The sequence below is a fragment of the Psychromonas sp. genome (assembly GCF_047632955.1).
In the GTDB taxonomy this organism is placed as follows: Bacteria; Pseudomonadota; Gammaproteobacteria; order Enterobacterales; family Psychromonadaceae; genus Psychromonas.
Genome location: NZ_JBLIED010000007.1, coordinates 1 through 17,718, shown reverse-complemented (window position 1 = coordinate 17,718; position 17,718 = coordinate 1). Strand labels below are relative to the sequence as shown.

Annotated in this window: 16 protein-coding genes; 9 read left to right on the top strand and 7 right to left on the bottom strand. The window is 39.6% G+C overall.

Translation table 11 applies throughout. The features are described from left to right. Nucleotides 1-66 precede the first annotated feature (66 nt). Nucleotides 67-729 (bottom strand): regulatory protein RecX, encoded by a 663-nt coding sequence (locus ACJAZP_RS06725; RefSeq protein ID WP_415229973.1) that lies wholly within the window; start codon nucleotides 727-729, stop codon nucleotides 67-69. Between the two features lie 793 nt (nucleotides 730-1,522). Here ACJAZP_RS06725 and ACJAZP_RS06720 point away from each other — a divergent pair. After that, nucleotides 1,523-2,182: a 7-cyano-7-deazaguanine/7-aminomethyl-7-deazaguanine transporter gene (locus ACJAZP_RS06720; RefSeq protein WP_415229972.1), complete on the top strand. Its 660-nt coding sequence runs from the start codon at nucleotides 1,523-1,525 to the stop codon at nucleotides 2,180-2,182. Nucleotides 2,183-2,348: 166 nt separating this feature from the next. Here ACJAZP_RS06720 and ACJAZP_RS06715 read toward each other — a convergent pair whose 3' ends face one another. Then, nucleotides 2,349-3,947 (bottom strand): cation:proton antiporter, encoded by a 1,599-nt coding sequence (locus ACJAZP_RS06715; protein ID WP_415229971.1) that lies wholly within the window; start codon nucleotides 3,945-3,947, stop codon nucleotides 2,349-2,351. 296 nt (nucleotides 3,948-4,243) lie between these two features. Here ACJAZP_RS06715 and ACJAZP_RS06710 point away from each other — a divergent pair, with 296 nt between their 5' ends. Then, nucleotides 4,244-5,053 (top strand): MYG1 family protein, encoded by an 810-nt coding sequence (locus tag ACJAZP_RS06710; RefSeq protein ID WP_415229970.1) that lies wholly within the window; start codon nucleotides 4,244-4,246, stop codon nucleotides 5,051-5,053. Nucleotides 5,054-5,140: 87 nt separating this feature from the next. On the opposite strand, the gene ACJAZP_RS06705 is transcribed toward ACJAZP_RS06710, so the two are convergent. Beyond that, complete coding sequence (locus tag ACJAZP_RS06705) at nucleotides 5,141-5,839, bottom strand: metal-dependent hydrolase (RefSeq protein ID WP_415229969.1); 699 nt, start codon at nucleotides 5,837-5,839, stop codon at nucleotides 5,141-5,143. A gap of 771 nt (nucleotides 5,840-6,610) precedes the next feature. Between ACJAZP_RS06705 and ACJAZP_RS06700 the strand changes: the two genes are divergently transcribed. Further along, a complete protein-coding gene (locus tag ACJAZP_RS06700; RefSeq protein ID WP_415229968.1) occupies nucleotides 6,611-6,856 on the top strand; it encodes an Lpp/OprI family alanine-zipper lipoprotein in 246 nt (81 codons plus the stop codon). Between the two features lie 43 nt (nucleotides 6,857-6,899). Here ACJAZP_RS06700 and ACJAZP_RS06695 read toward each other — a convergent pair whose 3' ends face one another. Continuing rightward, nucleotides 6,900-7,868, bottom strand: a complete 969-nt coding sequence (locus tag ACJAZP_RS06695) for a L,D-transpeptidase family protein (RefSeq protein ID WP_415229967.1) — start codon at nucleotides 7,866-7,868, stop codon at nucleotides 6,900-6,902. Between the two features lie 317 nt (nucleotides 7,869-8,185). On the opposite strand from ACJAZP_RS06695, the gene ACJAZP_RS06690 reads away from it, so the two are divergent. From ACJAZP_RS06690 to ACJAZP_RS06665, 6 genes are all read left to right on the top strand, one after another. Then, nucleotides 8,186-9,037 (top strand): DnaJ C-terminal domain-containing protein, encoded by an 852-nt coding sequence (locus ACJAZP_RS06690; protein WP_415229966.1) that lies wholly within the window; start codon nucleotides 8,186-8,188, stop codon nucleotides 9,035-9,037. Between the two features lie 204 nt (nucleotides 9,038-9,241). Further along, a complete protein-coding gene (gene amrB / locus ACJAZP_RS06685; protein WP_415229965.1) occupies nucleotides 9,242-10,024 on the top strand; it encodes an AmmeMemoRadiSam system protein B in 783 nt (260 codons plus the stop codon). Next, nucleotides 10,002-10,595, top strand: a complete 594-nt coding sequence (gene amrA / locus ACJAZP_RS06680) for an AmmeMemoRadiSam system protein A (RefSeq protein WP_415229964.1) — start codon at nucleotides 10,002-10,004, stop codon at nucleotides 10,593-10,595. The genes amrB and amrA overlap by 23 nt, the downstream gene beginning before the upstream one ends. A gap of 95 nt (nucleotides 10,596-10,690) precedes the next feature. Continuing rightward, nucleotides 10,691-12,145, top strand: a complete 1,455-nt coding sequence (locus tag ACJAZP_RS06675) for an MDR family MFS transporter (RefSeq protein WP_415229963.1) — start codon at nucleotides 10,691-10,693, stop codon at nucleotides 12,143-12,145. Between the two features lie 436 nt (nucleotides 12,146-12,581). Further along, nucleotides 12,582-13,892, top strand: a complete 1,311-nt coding sequence (locus tag ACJAZP_RS06670) for a citrate synthase (RefSeq protein WP_415229962.1) — start codon at nucleotides 12,582-12,584, stop codon at nucleotides 13,890-13,892. Between the two features lie 150 nt (nucleotides 13,893-14,042). Then, a complete protein-coding gene (locus ACJAZP_RS06665; RefSeq protein ID WP_415229961.1) occupies nucleotides 14,043-15,818 on the top strand; it encodes an ABCB family ABC transporter ATP-binding protein/permease in 1,776 nt (591 codons plus the stop codon). Nucleotides 15,819-15,904: 86 nt separating this feature from the next. Here the strand turns inward: ACJAZP_RS06665 and rplQ are convergent, their stop codons facing one another. The 3 genes from rplQ to rpsD all read right to left on the bottom strand — a co-directional run. Further along, nucleotides 15,905-16,285 carry a 50S ribosomal protein L17 gene (gene rplQ, locus ACJAZP_RS06660; RefSeq protein WP_415229960.1) on the bottom strand — a complete coding sequence of 127 codons (381 nt, stop codon included), beginning with the start codon at nucleotides 16,283-16,285 and terminating at the stop codon, nucleotides 15,905-15,907. Between the two features lie 37 nt (nucleotides 16,286-16,322). Beyond that, nucleotides 16,323-17,309, bottom strand: a complete 987-nt coding sequence (locus ACJAZP_RS06655) for a DNA-directed RNA polymerase subunit alpha (RefSeq protein ID WP_415229959.1) — start codon at nucleotides 17,307-17,309, stop codon at nucleotides 16,323-16,325. 25 nt (nucleotides 17,310-17,334) lie between these two features. After that, nucleotides 17,335-17,718: 30S ribosomal protein S4 (gene rpsD, locus ACJAZP_RS06650; RefSeq protein WP_415229958.1), on the bottom strand; the 384-nt coding region annotated here is incomplete at its 5' end.

The window sequence follows — 17,718 nt, the reverse complement described above, 5'->3', positions numbered from 1 at the left end:
TGTAAGGCTCGAAGCTAGATGCTCGAAGGCTCGAAGGCCCGAAGCTCGAAGCTCGCCGCTGAATATTTACTCTTCTTCATCCATATTTTCATTAAAGGCTTTGATTGCATCTAACGCAATGTGAAATGTATGTCCTCTTGATATTAAAAAGCGCATTGCCTTATCTTGTGCTTTGCGTTCGATGATGGCTGTTTTAAATTTACGCGATAACAATACAACTGCCTCGCTTAGATGATCACAATCATCATCAGGGTATGCTTCATTATGCTCATCTATTGCCTTGAATATATCATCGAAATTATGTCCCTTGCCTTGCAGGAAAATCATCGCCTTTTGTTTTAAGTGCTGGTTAGCAATACGCTGCTTATATTTTGCCGAGAGCAGAGCGAGGGCATCGGAAATATAATCATGGGGATCATCTTCAAATACTTGAGCAAGGTAATTTACATCTATGCCTTTACGCTGTAAATCACGTTTAATACGGGTGCTTCCAAAACCTTTATTTTGCGAGGAGCGAATGAAATTTTCCACAAAGCGTGCATCATCCAAATAACCATACTCAAAACATTCGCTTACCACCGTATCAATCCATTGCTGATTATCGGTTTTACGGCTAATTTTTTCACGTAGCTCTTTTTCACTATGGTCACGGCGGCCCAAATGCCAAAAGGCAGATCTGCGCACTCCGTCAATATCTTTTGCCGGTTTTATCGGGTTATTAAATGACATATTGCTGCTCACAGATGAATGTAGATAGTCCATGATAGCGGGAAAGTCCGACTTCTCAAGTTCTCTTTTCAAAAATAACTTTAATGAATATAAATGTGAATGTGGGTTTATCCTTGCTCTAAGTTAAAACATCCTTATATACCCATGTTACTTCAAAATGCTTTGTCAGGCGCAAGGTCTTCGATCAGAGCAAGACGCAACATGAGGTAATGGTTATTCCCTTTTCGATTGGTGCAACGCAGCACTGGTTTTCGACCTTGCTCCCCGTAGGGCAAGGACAATTGTGCCAATCTGCGTTGTTATAAAATCTCTATGTAGAATAATTATACCCAAACTACTTGAAGATGCAGATTCAGAGTTTCGCCCGGATACTAGAACAAGGCGTAACATGATGAGAATGGTTATTCCCTTATCAAGTGTTACAACGCAGTGTTAGTTTTCGGGCGAATCTCCCGAAGGGCAAGGCGATAAACGACGATCTTCGTTGTTAGAAAGCTTCGATTTAGAATAACTAGATCATCAGCCTTCTGCCTAGAATTTCATCATTTATCGTCTTGCTGATTCTTGCATCTTCAAATGATTTGGGTATGTACTTCAATTTTATGCCTAGCATCTCAGCACAATTTTCCTTGCTGACTTTGCATCTTGAAGTATCATGGGTATAATATGGCGCCCGATTAGGGTTCCATCGGGATGAATAAATATCGCTTTATTCACTGGCAAAATAAAACACAATTTAATAGCGGGTTCCCTCACCCCGCAAAGTTTATTTAAACATTAAAAAGGTAAAATTATGTTATCACTCACAGCCGTTCAAATTCGCCGTGCGCTTGTCGTACTGGTTAGCTTCCATATTTTAATTATCAGTGCCAGTAATTACCTCGTACAGTTGCCATTTACACTGTTTGGGTTGCACACCACCTGGGGAGCATTCAGTTTTCCGTTTGTGTACCTTGCTACCGACTTAACAGTCAGAATTTTTGGTCAGCAATCTGCGCGCAAAATAATTATTAAAGCGATGCTGCCGGCGTTAATCATTTCATATGCAATAGGTGTTATCTTTCATCAAGGGGGATTTAAGGGGGTTGGTGCGTTGACCGAATTAAACACCTTTGTGCTGCGTATTGCATTTGCTAGTTTCGCAGCTTATTTTGTTGGCCAGCTAATGGATATAACTATCTTTGCAAAGTTACGCCGAACTCGCTCGTGGTGGGTTGCACCGGCATGTTCAACGGTGATTGGTAATTTAGTTGATACAACGGTATTTTTTGGGTTGGCGTTTTATGCCTCAAACGATCTGTTTATGGCAAAAAACTGGCCTGAGATAGCCACTGTCGATTATACCTTTAAACTGATTGTCAGTTTAGGCCTGTTTTTACCCGCTTATGGTGTTCTGTTAAAAGTACTTGAACGCAGACTGGTTACCTTACCTGCGCAATCGCGTTTTGCTTAATCGCTTTTCCCGTGCCTAATCAAGGCTTACTCAGCATAACGAAATTGGCAAGTTACTTATTAACACGTTAAAAGCTACTAACCGCTTCAAATCAGCACAGTAAAAAAACCAAGGTGAATTATTCCCCTTGGTTTTTTTTGCTCTAGTATAAAGAAGATAGCAGAAATTAATTAAGACTTTTTTTAACCAGCAGGAGTGCGGTTTCATGCTGAGCATGGACAAAAGAGTGAATTTTCAGATTCGCCAGAGTATCTCTTTCATCGTGATTACTGATTTTGACCACTAAGTGTGCCTGCGGATAATAATCAAGCACGGCTTCACAAATTATTTTTTTGGTTCTGACGGTATTAACGGTAATAATAATACTGGAAGAGTCCTCTATTTTCAGTGATTCTAATACCGGGTGTTTCTCTAAATGGCCAAAATAAGCCTTATATCCGCGTTTTCTTGCCTCCAGCACATGTTGTAAATTATCTGAAATAATTAAAAAATGCCGTCCTTTCTTCTCTAACTCTTTTGCTACCAGTCGCCCTAGGATCGAAAAACCACAAATTATTGTATGATTAGTCTCCTTTATCGGGGTGATTTTATCTGATTCAAAAAACTCGACTACAAATAAAGACGCTATTTTATAAATGTTATTGAGCATAAATGGCGTGACTATCATCGATGAAACCGCCACTAAAATTAAGAAACTGCCCAGTTCCGGAGTGATGATTTCCTGGCTAATAGCAATAGAGAAAATCGCAAAAGAAAACTCACCAATTTGGCAAAGTGCAATGGCCGATTTAAGTGAATCACTTTTGTTGGATTTTTTGCGAATTAAAAAATAGATGATCAGCGCTTTTATTAACATGGTAATAACTAATACCGCAAATACCAAATGTAAATTGCTTGCGAAATATAAGATGTCAATTTTGGTGCCGATTGAAAAGAAAAATGCGCCTAATAAGAGGTCTTTATAAGAGGCTATGTCTGATTCTACTTTGACATGGTAAGTGGTTTCAGCAATGATCATACCCGCAATAAAAGAGCCTAGGGAGTAGGTAAACCCCATTTCGTGTGCGAGCAGCGACGCGCCCATCACTATGGCTAATACCGAGGCTAAAAACAGTTCATCCAATCTGGCGGCGCTGGAAAAGTGCAGTAACCATTCGATGATTTTCTTACCTAAGGTAAACATAAAAACAATGATTAAGGTTGCAGATAATAGCGTTTTTAATAATACATCTGCGATGGACAAAGTATCATTGGCTAAAAAACTAATCAGCAACAAAATGGGGATAACAGCTAAGTCTTGAAAGACCAGGATAGCAACGGATTTGGTACCATATGGGGTGAAAATATCTTTTGATTTTTTCAGATAAGTCAACACTATGGCTGTGGAGGACAAGCTGAACGCCAGTGCGATAATAATGGAAGACGTGCTGTCAATATTAAACAGGTAGTATGAAAGTATAAAAATAATGACCGAGCTTAAAGCGACTTGTATAAAGCCATTAAATAAAATGATTTCTTTCATTTTATTTAATTTAGAAAAAGATAACTCTAAGCCGATGGTGAACATTAAAAAGACGATGCCAAACTCACCAATAAGATCTAATGCGTTAAGGTCTTCACTGCCATTAAAATGAAAAATAGTACTGATAATAGTACCGGTAATAATATAACCAATAATGTGCGATACGGAGAATTTTTTCAGTACAATATTTAATATGCTGGCAATTGCTAATGAAATAAAGATGATAATAAGGATAGAGTCCATTTTTTCTCTCAAAAATAAATCGGGGTGGGCTAATTTGAAATACACAAAATTTATATCAAACAATATAAATTTACTTTTTTTAACCGCAACAATGCGGTTATTTACAATATTTTTTAAAAGGTAGCACTGATTATATTTCATATGTTACACAAAAGTTAAGTTAAATAAACAATCGTGTTTATTTTTTTACTGAACTCGAATCAATTATTACAGGGTAAACTATCAAGCAAGATCACAAACAGCACAACGATTGGCAGCGAGGCTTAACTAATCAATCATTAAAAGAGGGATAGAATATGACCATCAAAAAAAGTCAATTAGTCACTCATGACGGTTCGTTTCATGCCGACGAAGTGACTGCGGTGGCCTTGTTATTGCTTTATAAAATAGTTGACAGCAATCAACTTGAAATAATCCGTACGCGGAATATTGATCTTATTAAACAAGCCGATATCGTTTTAGATGTTGGCGGAATCCATGATATTAAAACTTGCCGTTTTGATCATCATCAAATTAAAGACGGGCAGGTTTCAAGTGTCGGAATGGTATGGTCATGGATCAAACAGAAAACCTGCGAGGAGAGTCCTGAAATAGATGCTTTTGTACTGGCAATTGATAAACATGATTGCGGAATCGAAAAAATGTCCGATTTCTCTTTTACGGCGATTATTGCTGCCTACAACTGTGCTGATCTATTTAATGAAAAACAACAACAATTGGCATTTTATGATGCGTTTAAAATGGCTTTGAAATTTCTCACTCATTTGCAAAAAAAGCAGCTCCAACTTAAACGATCTGCAAAAATCATTGCCGTATCTGAGGTTAAGGAAATTGGAAAAAATAAGGTTTTAATCTTAAGTGAATATGCCCCTAGCTGGCCTGATCTGGTTCACGGTGAAAGTAAATATACAGAAATCACCCACGTGCTTTGGTTTGTAAAAGAAAAAAATCAGTGGTGTATTCAAATTCCGTCCGACAAAAAAAATAGTTTTGTGATGGGCCATCCTAAGTTAAATGACGATGATAATGCTATTTTTATCCATCAAAATGGATTTTTTGGCGTGTATAAGAGTAAGGAAGCTTTTTTTGATATGTTAGGTCAATAATGGTGGGCTATTAGACCAAAATAGGGAGTCGCTTGACAGCTTCTCCCTTTTTTAAGCTCAATACAAGCAAAGCCCGCTGCGCTGCAATCACCAAACTTTAAAGGTTGACCAGTCTGTTAATGTATTCATCATAGAGCCGCTTTCTGGCGTAATATAACCGAGGGCAATGACCGCAGATAACATTATCATCGTAGCACTTTTATTTTTAAAATCTGCTATTTTTAAGGCGGTACCAAAGGAACGTTTTATCCTGAGATTAGATAAATCAACACTGTATATTTCATCCAAAAGTAAGTGGATGAGTCCGCCAAAAAAAATGAACCCTCCTGACAGCCAGGCATGAAGACTCGACTTGGTTAAATAATTTTCATTGAATATCCAAGTGAGCTGGATGGTTAATAACGCGCACAGAAGTAAAAATAACAACGAATGACAACTGCCTCGATGTACTGTTATTTTTTCAAATACAGGTCTTATTAAGTATTTTATTATTCCGTAAACAGCCAAAGGTATTACCAGCAATTCAATAAAATGAATCTCTTTATAATGCTCTCCGGTAATGTAATAGAGCACCATTAATATGGCAACCACAGAAAAAATATTAAAAATGATATCAAGTGATGTGGAGTTGTCGGCATCGACGTCGGGTAATAATCCTCCTAGTGTTCCTAAGCACCACAGCCACAGAGCAGTATTAATATTTATATGTCCTGCGGATAATAGTACTGCAGAGGCGAGGCCTGTTGATATAGCGGCTACGTTGAGGTGGGTACTAAAATTTGCCATTATTTCTCTTAGATAGAATATTCAACCCGCATTCTACCTGTATTTTATATTATGAGTGGCATAGGTTTGCAGATTATTCCCCTTTTTATGGTTATTTATTTTCCTCTAATCTAAATTAATTTGAGATTCGAAGATTATAGCGGTGATAGACGGTTATATTTTGAGCATAACGTTGTTCTGGTGTAGTAGATTATAAGGCAGAGAATGACGGTCATTTACTGACTATCGATTTAGGCTTCTGATAATCAATAGTCCCCGGACATTATGCAAAGTTTCAGTCTTTGTTATTGATTTGATTGATAAGCTTGTATTTGTTGCCGGAAGTTCAAGTTAGGCAAAACCCTTTTGTGGCATTTTATGTAATAATTACAAATGGTTATTGTAATAAATTCTTTTTAAAATCAATTTTTTTGAGGGGGGACTTGGTGAGTGAAACGAGTATTAAAACGCAAATAAAATTCATCATGAACTTTATTTTTAACGTGATATTTTATGCTGAAAAATAATTTCTGTAGTGGGTGATTTTAATTGTATAAAAGAGCTTAAATATTAGGTTTATTAATCATATAATCGAAAATAATGCTTTAATATATCTAGATCTATAAGATTAATTAAGGCATTATTTGCCTCTCACTTAATGTGAGGGAATAAAATAATTTAAAAAAAATGAGCATGTAACTGGCAAAATTGTAAAGATATTACATACTTAGCCAGAGTGCATAAAAAATGTATGTTGGTATTATTCTAACTCAATAAAAAGAGGTTTTTTCTATGAACAAAAAATTACTTATTACTGGTGCTGTAGCATCAATCGTTTTACTTGCTGGTTGTTCAAATCACGATGAAATGGACAAAAGTATGGCTAACCTTACTAATCAGGTAAGTGAATTATCAGACAAAGTTGATATGATTGCAGCTGACCAAGCATCTATGAAAGCTGATTTGTCAACTGTTGCTGGCGAAGCAGAACGTGCAAACTCACGTATTGATAATATCGCTACTTCTTATAAGAAATAATGCGTTAAAAAATAAAAAAAGTTGGTGCTTGCACCAACTTTTTTTATTTACTGTCTATAACTACGGGCATTCCTTGATGTAATAACAAGGCTTCTGTCATCTCATCATTATCAATTACCTCTTGATTGTTAAATTTAATCGCTTCGTTTGTCCAATATAAACTAAATTCCGTGTCATCGTCACTTCTTGATATTGGAGAATGAACCTCAAGTATTTTTTCACCATTCGGCTCTAATGATACCTTAATCGGTTGATTGATTATTTGCACGGATTCATTGTTAGCCACTTGATGAAATAACCAGCTAATATCATCGGGATTCAAGCGAATACAACCTGCACTGACGCGCATGCCGATGCCAAAATCTTTATTAGTACCGTGGATCAAATAGTCATGTTTCCCGTATGCTAATTGCAGCGCATAATCACCCAGTGGGTTATCTTTTCCGGCCCCTATCACCGAAGGTAAATGTTTACCCGTTTGTTGAAAATACTCTGTACGGCTTTTTGTCGTTGGCGTCCAACTTGGATGTTTTATTTTCATCCTGACACTGGTTTGCATGGTCGGCGTTGATCGACCAATACGGCCAATGCCAATGGGGAAAACATGAACTTCATCTTTGCCTGCCGGAAAATAATATAATCGCAGTTCGGGCAGATTAATGACGATACCTTTATGGGGAACATCCGGTAATAACATTCGGTTTGGGATTTGCAGTATTTTTCCCGGAGTGGGTAAAAAAGGATCAACGCCGGGATTAGATTCCATCAGTGCAATGAGACCAACATTATAAAGCTTAGTAACAGCATCAAGCGTATCTCCCTGTTGAACTTTATATTCCTGCTGCATACCAATTAATCGTGAACCGTCCTGCGGCAGAGGGTAACCCTCTGCCTGTGCAGCAACGGGATTTAGCATAGCGAGCGGAATCACTAAGCTAAGTATGATGCTGTGCTTTTTGAAATAATGACGATTGATTATTTCATTTGAGAATAAATTAGAATACACAAACATTGTGAAACCTTATGCTGGTTGGACTTAGCGCTAAATAAATTGAAATACAAAAACTGAAAACGGCTTGCATTTTATACCTTAACCATATGAACTGATTAATAGGCCAAAAACCAGCCGTTTATTGTGCATCTTCAATCCACTATACAATATATTATTAATTATGACCGATATGATCAGAAGATGCATTTTAAATTATGCTTAGACTAGGGTCTACTAACCTTTTTATTGTAGCAATGAAAAACACTGCACCAGATTTACTGCAACTAAGTTATAATTGCGTTTTCTAGCAGGTAGAATAATAATTTTGAGAATTAAACATGTTAAAACGTGATTGTTATGAAGTGCTTGGTGTTGATAAAAGCGCAACAGATGTAGAAATAAAAAAAGCGTATAAAAAATTAGCAATGAAATTCCACCCGGATCGTAATCCTGGTAATCCTGCCGCACAGGATAGCTTTAGAGAAGTAAAATCTTCCTATGAAATTCTTTCTGATCCGGAAAAAAGACAGGAATTTGATGATTTTGGTCATCAGGCCTTTGATCCCAGTCGTCGTCCAAATTCTGGTTTTAACAGCCAGGGTGGATTCGGGCAATCTTCCGGTGATTATAATGATATTTTTGGTGATATTTTCAGACAGCGCCATCAACCAAGACCTGAAAAGGGATCTGATTTACGCTATCGCATAAAACTCACTCTGGAAGAAGCCATTAATGGTTGTCAGAAAGAGGTTAAACTCCCGAATACAGAACAATCTCTAAAGGTAAGTCTGCCCGCCGGTATTGATGAGGGACAAAGTGTTCGCATTGCAAATAAAGGTAATCCGGGGACCTTAGGCGCTGAAAATGGGGACTTACTGGTCGAAATTAACCTTATCGAGCATGAGCTTTTTGAGCGTCAAGGATATGACTTGCATTGTTTAATACCCGTTTCCTTTCCAACGGCTGCATTAGGAGGAACGATAGAAGCTCCGACCTTTGATGGACATATCAGCTTTAAAATACCCAAGGGTACACAAGCGGGACGCAAGTTTCGCATTAAAGGCAAGGGTATTAAATCCATGAAGAATGCTGATAAAGGTGACTTGATTTATAAAGTTGTCATTAATACGCCAACCACTCTGACGGAAGAACAGGAAAAGTTACTGACTGAATTAGCTCAAACCTTGTAAATTAATTTATACCAACGCCACTCATTGAGTGGCGTATTAGTCTCCCATCTGCGACTCTATAACCTGCGACCCTATAACAACCTGCCTTTAAGAAAATCAGTCTATTCTAATTCTTATTGATTCACTTCATGTTTGACTATACTTATCGAACAGTCTCAATCAGCTTTGCAGTTATCTGTGACAGGGCTGTTTTCGGAGGTGTTTATGAAATACAGAACCGCGGCAGTTGCGGGTAGTTTTTATCCTGCGACTGCCGAGCAGATTAATCAAGAGCTTAGTCTTTTTTTAAATACTCCGCTCGCGTCTGAAATTCAGGCAAAGGCATTAATTGTACCGCACGCGGGTTATTGTTATTCCGGAGCGGTTGCCGGTTACGCTTATTCTTATCTTAAAAGTATTGCCCATAATATTCACCGCGTTATTTTACTCGGGCCCAGTCACCGGGTTGCCCTGCAGGGTTGTGCTATTTCCAGCTGTGATTGTTTTGCTACGCCACTTGGATTAATACCAATAGACAAAGACGCTTATGTTCAGTTACTGAATAAAAATCTGGTGAGCATTTCCGATCAGGCCCATCTGTTAGAGCACTCATTAGAAGTGCAACTGCCATTTTTACAAGGATCTTTACAAAACTTTGTGCTTGTTCCAATATTGGTAGGGCAGTGTTCAACACAACAAGTTTGTAAAATTTTAGAAACATTAGAGGTTAATGAACCGGGTACACTGGTGGTCGTAAGTTCAGACCTTAGCCATTATCATTCTTATCAACAAGCTCAAATTTTGGACAACAGGACCATTCAGCATATTCTAAATTATGATCATCATTTAGAAGGCGAAGATGCCTGCGGTTGTTATGCCGTTAATGGTCTGCTAAGTTATGCTAAAAAACAGCACTGGCCTATTAAGCTGCTTAAAAAGGCCAACTCAGGGGATACTTTTGGCAGTAAAAAGGAGGTGGTTGGTTATGCCAGTTTCATCTTATATTAATTTAAACAGTGCAGCGCAGGTTGAGCTTAAGCAATTGGTTTGGCAAGTGCTTGGTAAAGCTGTTGAGAACCGAAGTTTATTACAAGCTGCAGCGCCAAAATCACAAGCATTGTTAGTCCCCAGAGCCTGTTTTGTTACTTTATACACAGATAAAAAGTTGCGTGGCTGTATTGGTACTTATACGGCAGAAAAATCACTGTGGCAAAATGTCTGTGATTACAGTTATGACAGTGCTTGTGAAGACCGCCGCTTTGAACCTTTGCAGAAATGGGAGCTGTCTAATCTAAGTTTTGAGATATCCGTTCTGTCAGAATTACAGCCTTTAGCAAATAATGGTGAACGGGTATTAGTTGATCAATTGCGGGTTGGTATTGATGGCTTATTATTAAAAGATTCAAACCACCGCGCGATATTTTTACCTTCGGTATGGGATTCTTTAAAAACTGCTGCGGAGTTTGTGAACGCACTGAAACAAAAAGGGGGCTGGCCTCGGGATTATTGGCGTGGGGATATTCAAATATTTCGCTTTGAGGCTTTTGTGATTGAAGGTGCACCGAATAACTTAACATAGCCAGTTTAGGTAATATAAACAGTTTAGTATCTCTTTATTAAGCATTCATTTAAACTTAAAGTCATTTTGTTGTTAACTTGGTAGTCCACTCTTCTATGCTTAATTCTCAATCAGGCACTGCATCACAATTAGTTTCAAAAAAGTATTTTCTGCATATTTTTTCAATTGTCTTTTTACCTATGCTGTTGGCTGCGGTTGATCAAACGTTATTGGCCACGGCCACCCCCTCTATTGTCAATGAATTAGGCGGCATGCATTTATCCTCTTGGATCATTATTGGTTATTTATTGGCAACAGCGGCCTCGGTGCCAATATATGGTTGGCTAGGCGATCGTTTCAGTCGTCGTAATATGCTGATTGTTGCCTTAATTGTTTTCTCACTTGGCTCAATTATTTCTGCATTGGCGCAATCAATGTCTGTATTGGTCCTGGGGCGGATAATACAAGGTCTGGGTGGCGGAGGATTGATGAGTTTATCTCAGGCATTAATTGGTGAATTTGTTCCTCCTCGTCAACGCGCCAGATTCCAGGGATATTTTGCTTCATTATTTGCTGTTGCCAGTATTGGCGGTCCGGTGATCGGCGGTTTCGTTGTTACTTATCTTTCGTGGCAGTGGTTATTTTGGGTAAACATTCCGATTGTTATCTTTGCTATTTCTCGTTTAAGGTCTTTACCCACGGAAAAATCAACACACAATAAAGTGGATATTGATTGGACCGGGCTTATCTTATTTCCAATCATGATGACCACCCTTATTTATTGGTTAACAGCGGGGGGACATGGGTTTGCATGGCTGTCTTTACAAAGTGCCATTATTATTGGCACTTTTGTGCTGTTGACCATGGTTTTTTTAATCCAACAAAAAAAAGTGCGGCACTCTTTTTTGCCGCTAACATTGTTATATAAAAAAGAAATCTATATTCCATTAACTTCTACTTTTTTATTTGCAGCCTGTTTATTTGCATTAATTTTCTTTTTACCCATTTATCTGCAAATTGGCTTTGGCGCAAACGCATCAACTTCAGGTTTATTATTATTACCTCTAACCATAGGCTCTATTACCGGCGCTTATACTACAGGTAAAATAATTCACAAAACGGGGGTGCCGAAGTGGATCCCTGTGATTGGCATGAGCATTACCACGGTCGCCTTTCTGTTATTAGGCTTACTGCCACCGGTGCCCGCGTTGATCGCGGGATTAGGGTTTTTCTGCGGAATAGGGCTGGGAACGGTAATGCCTTCTACGCAGCTATTAATTCAATCTCTTGCCGGTAAGGCAAATTTAGGACGAATCACTTCCATGGCATCACTGTCACGTTCGCTGGGTGCATCAATGGGAACGGCGCTATTCGGTGCTTTGATTTATGCGTTAATTCCAAATTTCAGTGATAATTCGAGCATCGAGTTTTTGTTAAACAGCCCACGGGAACATATTATTAATGCTTTTCAAATAGGATTTCTGGTTGCTGCGATAATTGCTTTTTGCTGTGCCATTAATGCCGCTCTGGCACCCAGAATCTCTTTATATGACTTAGAAGATAAGTGGTAACCTTCGAATTTGAAATCATATGGCCGCTATCAACATCGCGCTGCGCTATGGCAAGTTGTATTACAGCATAATATCCTCGGACAAAATGCATAAAACAGGTCAGTAGATCCTGATTTGTTATTTTTTTAGTTATCTGCCTTCGCTGGAAAAGTAATTAGAAGAAGCTAAACTTTAAGCCATCTATAGCCAAATCTTCTCAAAATGCATAAATGAGTAAGTTGAGAAATGGAATCCTAGACAGAAGGTTGATCCGTCAGTTTTTAAATACAACTCTCTGAAAACTAAGATTATCGACTTAACCTTAGGGGACTTCGCCCGAAAGTCAGCACTGCGTTGCAATAATGCTGATATCTTGGCTAACGACTCACAGTGTATTCTGAATAGCTTTGGTTATTTTAAACTCGAATCACTTGTGATTGAATTAGGGGGCGATATTATGAAGACACAGAGTCTAACCATTACCGATAACCGCACGGGTAAAAGCTACGAAATTCCTATTCAATACGGCACCTATCCCGATTACGGGGCATCCATTAGTGCGCTTGACCTAAGGAAAATAAAAGTATCTGCACAAGACTTTGGCCTGTTAACCTATGATCCGGGTTATACAAATACCGCTTCCTGCAAAAGTAGTGTGACATTTCTCGATGGCGAAAAAGGCATACTTCGTTATCGAGGGTATTCCATTGAGCAATTAGCAGAAAACAGTACTTATTTGGAAACTGCGTATCTGCTCTTAAATGGTGAACTGCCCAACCAAACTCAGTTAGCGGGGTGGCATGAAGATGTGCTTGAGCATACTTTTGTCCATGAAAATATCAAAAAGTTGATCGACGGTTTTCATCATAAGGCACACCCTATGGGCACCTTAGTCGGCACAGTGGGGGCATTATCAACATTTTACCCTGATGCTAAAAACATTCATGAAACAGATTGCCGGGACAGGCAAATTTGGCGCTTAATGGCGAAAATGCCAACCCTTGCTGCATTTGCCTATCGCCATAGTCTCGGACTGCCTTATGTTTATCCGGATCAAAGTCTCTCCTACGTTGGCAATTTCATGAATATGCTGTGGAAAAAAAGTGAACTTCAATACCAGCCAAATCCGATTTTAGAAAAAGCCCTGGATGTGCTTTTTATTCTGCATGCGGATCATGAACAGAACTGCAGTACCAGCGTGATGCGTGCGGTGGCCAGCTCCTACAGCGATCCTTTCTCAGCGACTTCCTCGGCAATCGCTGCATTGTATGGGCCTTTGCATGGCGGCGCGAACGAGGCGGTATTGCATATGTTAGCGGAGATTGGCTCTGTTGATCGCGTGCCTGAGTTTATTAAAACGGTAAAATCTGGAGAGGTGAGCCGTTTGATGGGATTTGGTCATCGTGTCTATAAACACTATGATCCTCGCGCGACTATCTGTAAAAAATTGGCCAACGATGTTTTTTCAGTAACGGGTGTTAATCCGCTTCTGGCTGTCGCCCTGGAACTGGAGAGAGTTGCACTGCAGGATGACTATTTTATTTCCCGCAATCTCTACCCTAATGTGGATTTTTATTCCGGTTTGATTTATCAGGCAATGGGCTTCCCCGTTGGCATGTTCCCGGTTTTGTTTGCCATTGCGCGCAATGCCGGCTGGTTGGCACAGTGGAAAGAATTTCTGCTCGATCCTGATCAAAAGATAGCCCGCCCCAGACAAATTTACTGTGGCGATCAAGCGCGGGATTATATTGCAGTCGATAATCGTTAGCAGCCTATCGAAGAAAATCTCTTACACGCAGCTCTTGCTCGTTTAATGAAAGGTTAAACGAGCCGGAGACGCTAATTTGTCATTATTTTACTGACAATCAAGGCGCTAGCTCCTATGGTTGGGAAATTAATTTTTAAGGGATGATCTGCAATGCGTCACGAACAATATACTGATTCACCAGATTCGATAAACTGGTCAGTTTTCAAAACACTTATCCCTTATCTTGGTGAATACCGAGTACGGGTTTTTTTAGCCTTATTGTGTTTAATCTTTGCCAAAGTGGCCACCATCGGTTTACCTTTTATTTTAAAGTACATTGTTGACGACCTTGATGGTAACGAGTTACAGGTGATCGCGGCACCGCTTATGTTAGTTTTTGCCTACGGTCTATTAAGACTGGCATTAGTCTTATTTGGTGAGTTGCGTGATACCTTATTTGGCCGAGTCACCGAACGCACCATGAGGCGGGTGGGATTAACAGTTTTTAAACATTTACATCATTTAGATTTAGACTTTCATTTAAACCGGCAAACGGGCGGTTTGTCACGGGACATGGAGCGCGGCATTTCCGGTATTAGTTTTGTGATGCGCTTTATGATTTTTAATATTATTCCGACTTTATTAGAATTTTCTTTTGTTGTGGTTATTCTGCTGGTTAATTACGGGTTTAGTTTTGCGCTGGTTATTTTGCTCGCGGTCATTAGTTATGTGGCTTATTCGATAAAAGCAACACAATGGCGGACCGAATTTATTCGCGAGGCAAATCTTGCCGATTCGGCAAGTAACAGTCGAGCGATTGATAGTCTGCTCAATTATGAAACCGTTAAGTATTTTGGCAATGAAGCCTACGAAGCTAACCGTTATGATGCAGAGCTCGGTAAATGGGAGCAGGCAAAGCGTAAAAATCGCCTGTCGTTATTCACTTTAAATGCCGGGCAGGCTTTCATCATTGCCGTGGCAATGACCGCAATGATGATACTTGCCGCGCTACAGGTTAGCGATGGCCGAATGACCCTGGGGGATTTTGTATTAATTAATGCCTTTACCATGCAAATTTTTATGCCCCTTAATTTTCTTGGTTTTGTGTATCGGGAGATCCGCGGTTCACTGGCTAATATCGAACAAATGTTTGCCTTATTAAGAAAAAGACCTCAGGTCGAAGATTTGCCCGGTGCTCGGCAGCTGATAATAACCAAGGGTGAAATCAGTTTTGAGGAAGTCGGTTTTTTTTATCAGCCGCAGCGTGACATTCTTAAGAAGATATCCTTTAAGGTCAAGCCGGGTCAAAAAGTGGCCGTTGTAGGGGGCAGCGGTGGCGGAAAGTCTACTTTAGTTAAATTGCTTTTTCGTTTTTATGATGTCACTGCGGGACGAATTTTAATTGATGATCAAGATATTCGGGAGGTTACTCAACAATCCCTGCGTAGCGCTATCGGCATAGTGCCACAGGATACGGTTTTATTTAATGATACTATTCATGAAAATATCCGCTACGGACGACCCGATGCAAGTGCCGCTGAAATAGAACATGCTATCGACTTGGCACACCTGCGCGGTTTTATTAACAGCCTGCCCGATGCCGGGAAAACGATGGTTGGTGAACGCGGTTTAAAATTATCCGGAGGAGAAAAACAACGCGTTGCTATTGCGCGCACTATTTTAAAAAAGCCGGCTATTCTGGTCTTTGATGAAGCAACCTCATCGCTTGACAGTTACAGTGAACAACAAATTATGACCGCAATTAACGAGGTATCTAAAGATAATACCAGTTTAGTGATTGCTCATCGGTTATCAACTATTGTCGATGCAGATAATATTATAGTGATCAAAGAGGGGCAAATAGTAGAGCAGGGAAATCATCGGCAGTTGATAGAGCAGCAGGGGGAGTATGTCGCCTTATGGCAGTTGCAGCAAAAGAAAAGTTAATAACAGCTAATGGCTAACAGCTAAATTTTACAGACAAAAAAGCCGAACAATTGTTCGGCTTTTTTAATGTCGCTTTAAACTAGGATTTACTCTTCGTCTTCAGCAACTACTGGGCGGTCTACCAAGGTGATGTAAGCCATAGGAGCTTTGTCACCAGTACGGAAACCACATTTAATGATGCTAGTGTAACCGCCTGGGCGTGTCGCGTAACGCGGACCCAATTCATTAAATAATTTTGCAACAGTTGCATTATCACGAAGACGTGCAAATGCTAAACGACGATTAGCAACGCTATCGGTTTTAGCAAGTGTAATTAATGGTTCAATTACACGGCGCAACTCTTTTGCTTTAGGCACGGTAGTTTTGATAACTTCGTGCATAGCAATAGAGATTGCCATATTACGAAACATAGCCTGACGGTGGCTGCTGTTTCGGTTAAGTTGACGTCCACTTTGACGATGGCGCATAACCTAATCCTTATAATTCGTTATTAGTGTGATTGGATTAATCTTCAATAAGACTTGCTGGTGGCCAGTTTTCCAGGCGCATACCCAGATAAAGTCCACGTGAGACAAGGTCATCTTTGATTTCAGTTAATGACTTACGGCCTAAATTAGGCATTTTAAGGAGTTCAACTTCTGTGCGTTGTACCAAGTCACCAATATAGTAAATTGATTCTGCTTTCAAACAGTTAGCAGAACGAACAGTTAACTCTAAATCATTTACCGGGCGTAAGAGAATAGGATCAAACTCAGGTTTTTCTTCTACTTCAACAGGTGCACTTATAACACGCTCATCAACAAATGCGTCTAATTGGCCAGCTAAAATCATAGCGGCCTGACGAATTGCTTCTTCCGGCTCAAGTGTACCATCCGTTTCCATATCGATAACAAGTTTGTCTAAATTGGTACGCTGTTCAACACGAGCCGATTCAACACTGTAAGCAATACGCTCAACAGGGCTGAAAGTGGCATCGACGAACAGACGGCCATTGGCAGACTTATCTTCTTCACTATGAATACGAGATGAAGCTGGGACATAACCGCGACCTAGTTCAATTTTAATGCGCATACTGATTTCAGTATTGCCCGTTAAATGACAGATCACGTGTTCTGGATTGACTATCTCAAGATCACTATCATGAGTGATATCAGCAGCAATAACAGGACCAGCCCCAGATTTAGTTAAAGTAACTAAAACTTCGTTTTTACCTTCAAGCTTAACCGCTAGACCTTTAAGGTTAAGAAGAATCTCAAGGATCTCTTCCTGCACGCCTTCTTTGATGCTGTACTCATTTTGTACACCATCAATTTCGACTTCTGTTACTGCCGCACCCGGCATAGATGATAACAAGATACGACGAAGCGCATTACCTAAAGTATGACCAAAACCGCGTTCTAACGGCTCTAAAGTCACTTTTGCTCTAGTTGCATTTACTTGTTCGATACCAACTAAATTCGGTTTTAGAAAATCTTTTACAAAACCCTGCATTTTTGTCCTCTCATAGTAATTAACTTTACTTAGAGTAAAGCTCGATGATTAACTGTTCATTAATCTCAGCAGATAAATCTGAACGTTCAGGTTGACGAGTAAATACGCCTTCCATCTTCGTTGCATCAACATTTACCCAAGTTGGGACTTCACGCTGACCGGCTATTTCCAGTGCTGCACCAATACGTGACTGCTTTTTAGCTTTTTCACGAATTGCGATAACATCACTTGTTTTAACGTTAAAAGAAGGAATATTTACAACTTTACCGTTTACCAGAATAGCTTTATGGCTAACCAGTTGACGAGACTCGGCGCGTGTTGCACCAAAACCCATACGGTAAACAACATTGTCTAAGCGACCTTCAAGTAATTGAAGCAGGTTTTCACCTGTGTTGCCTTGTAAACGTGC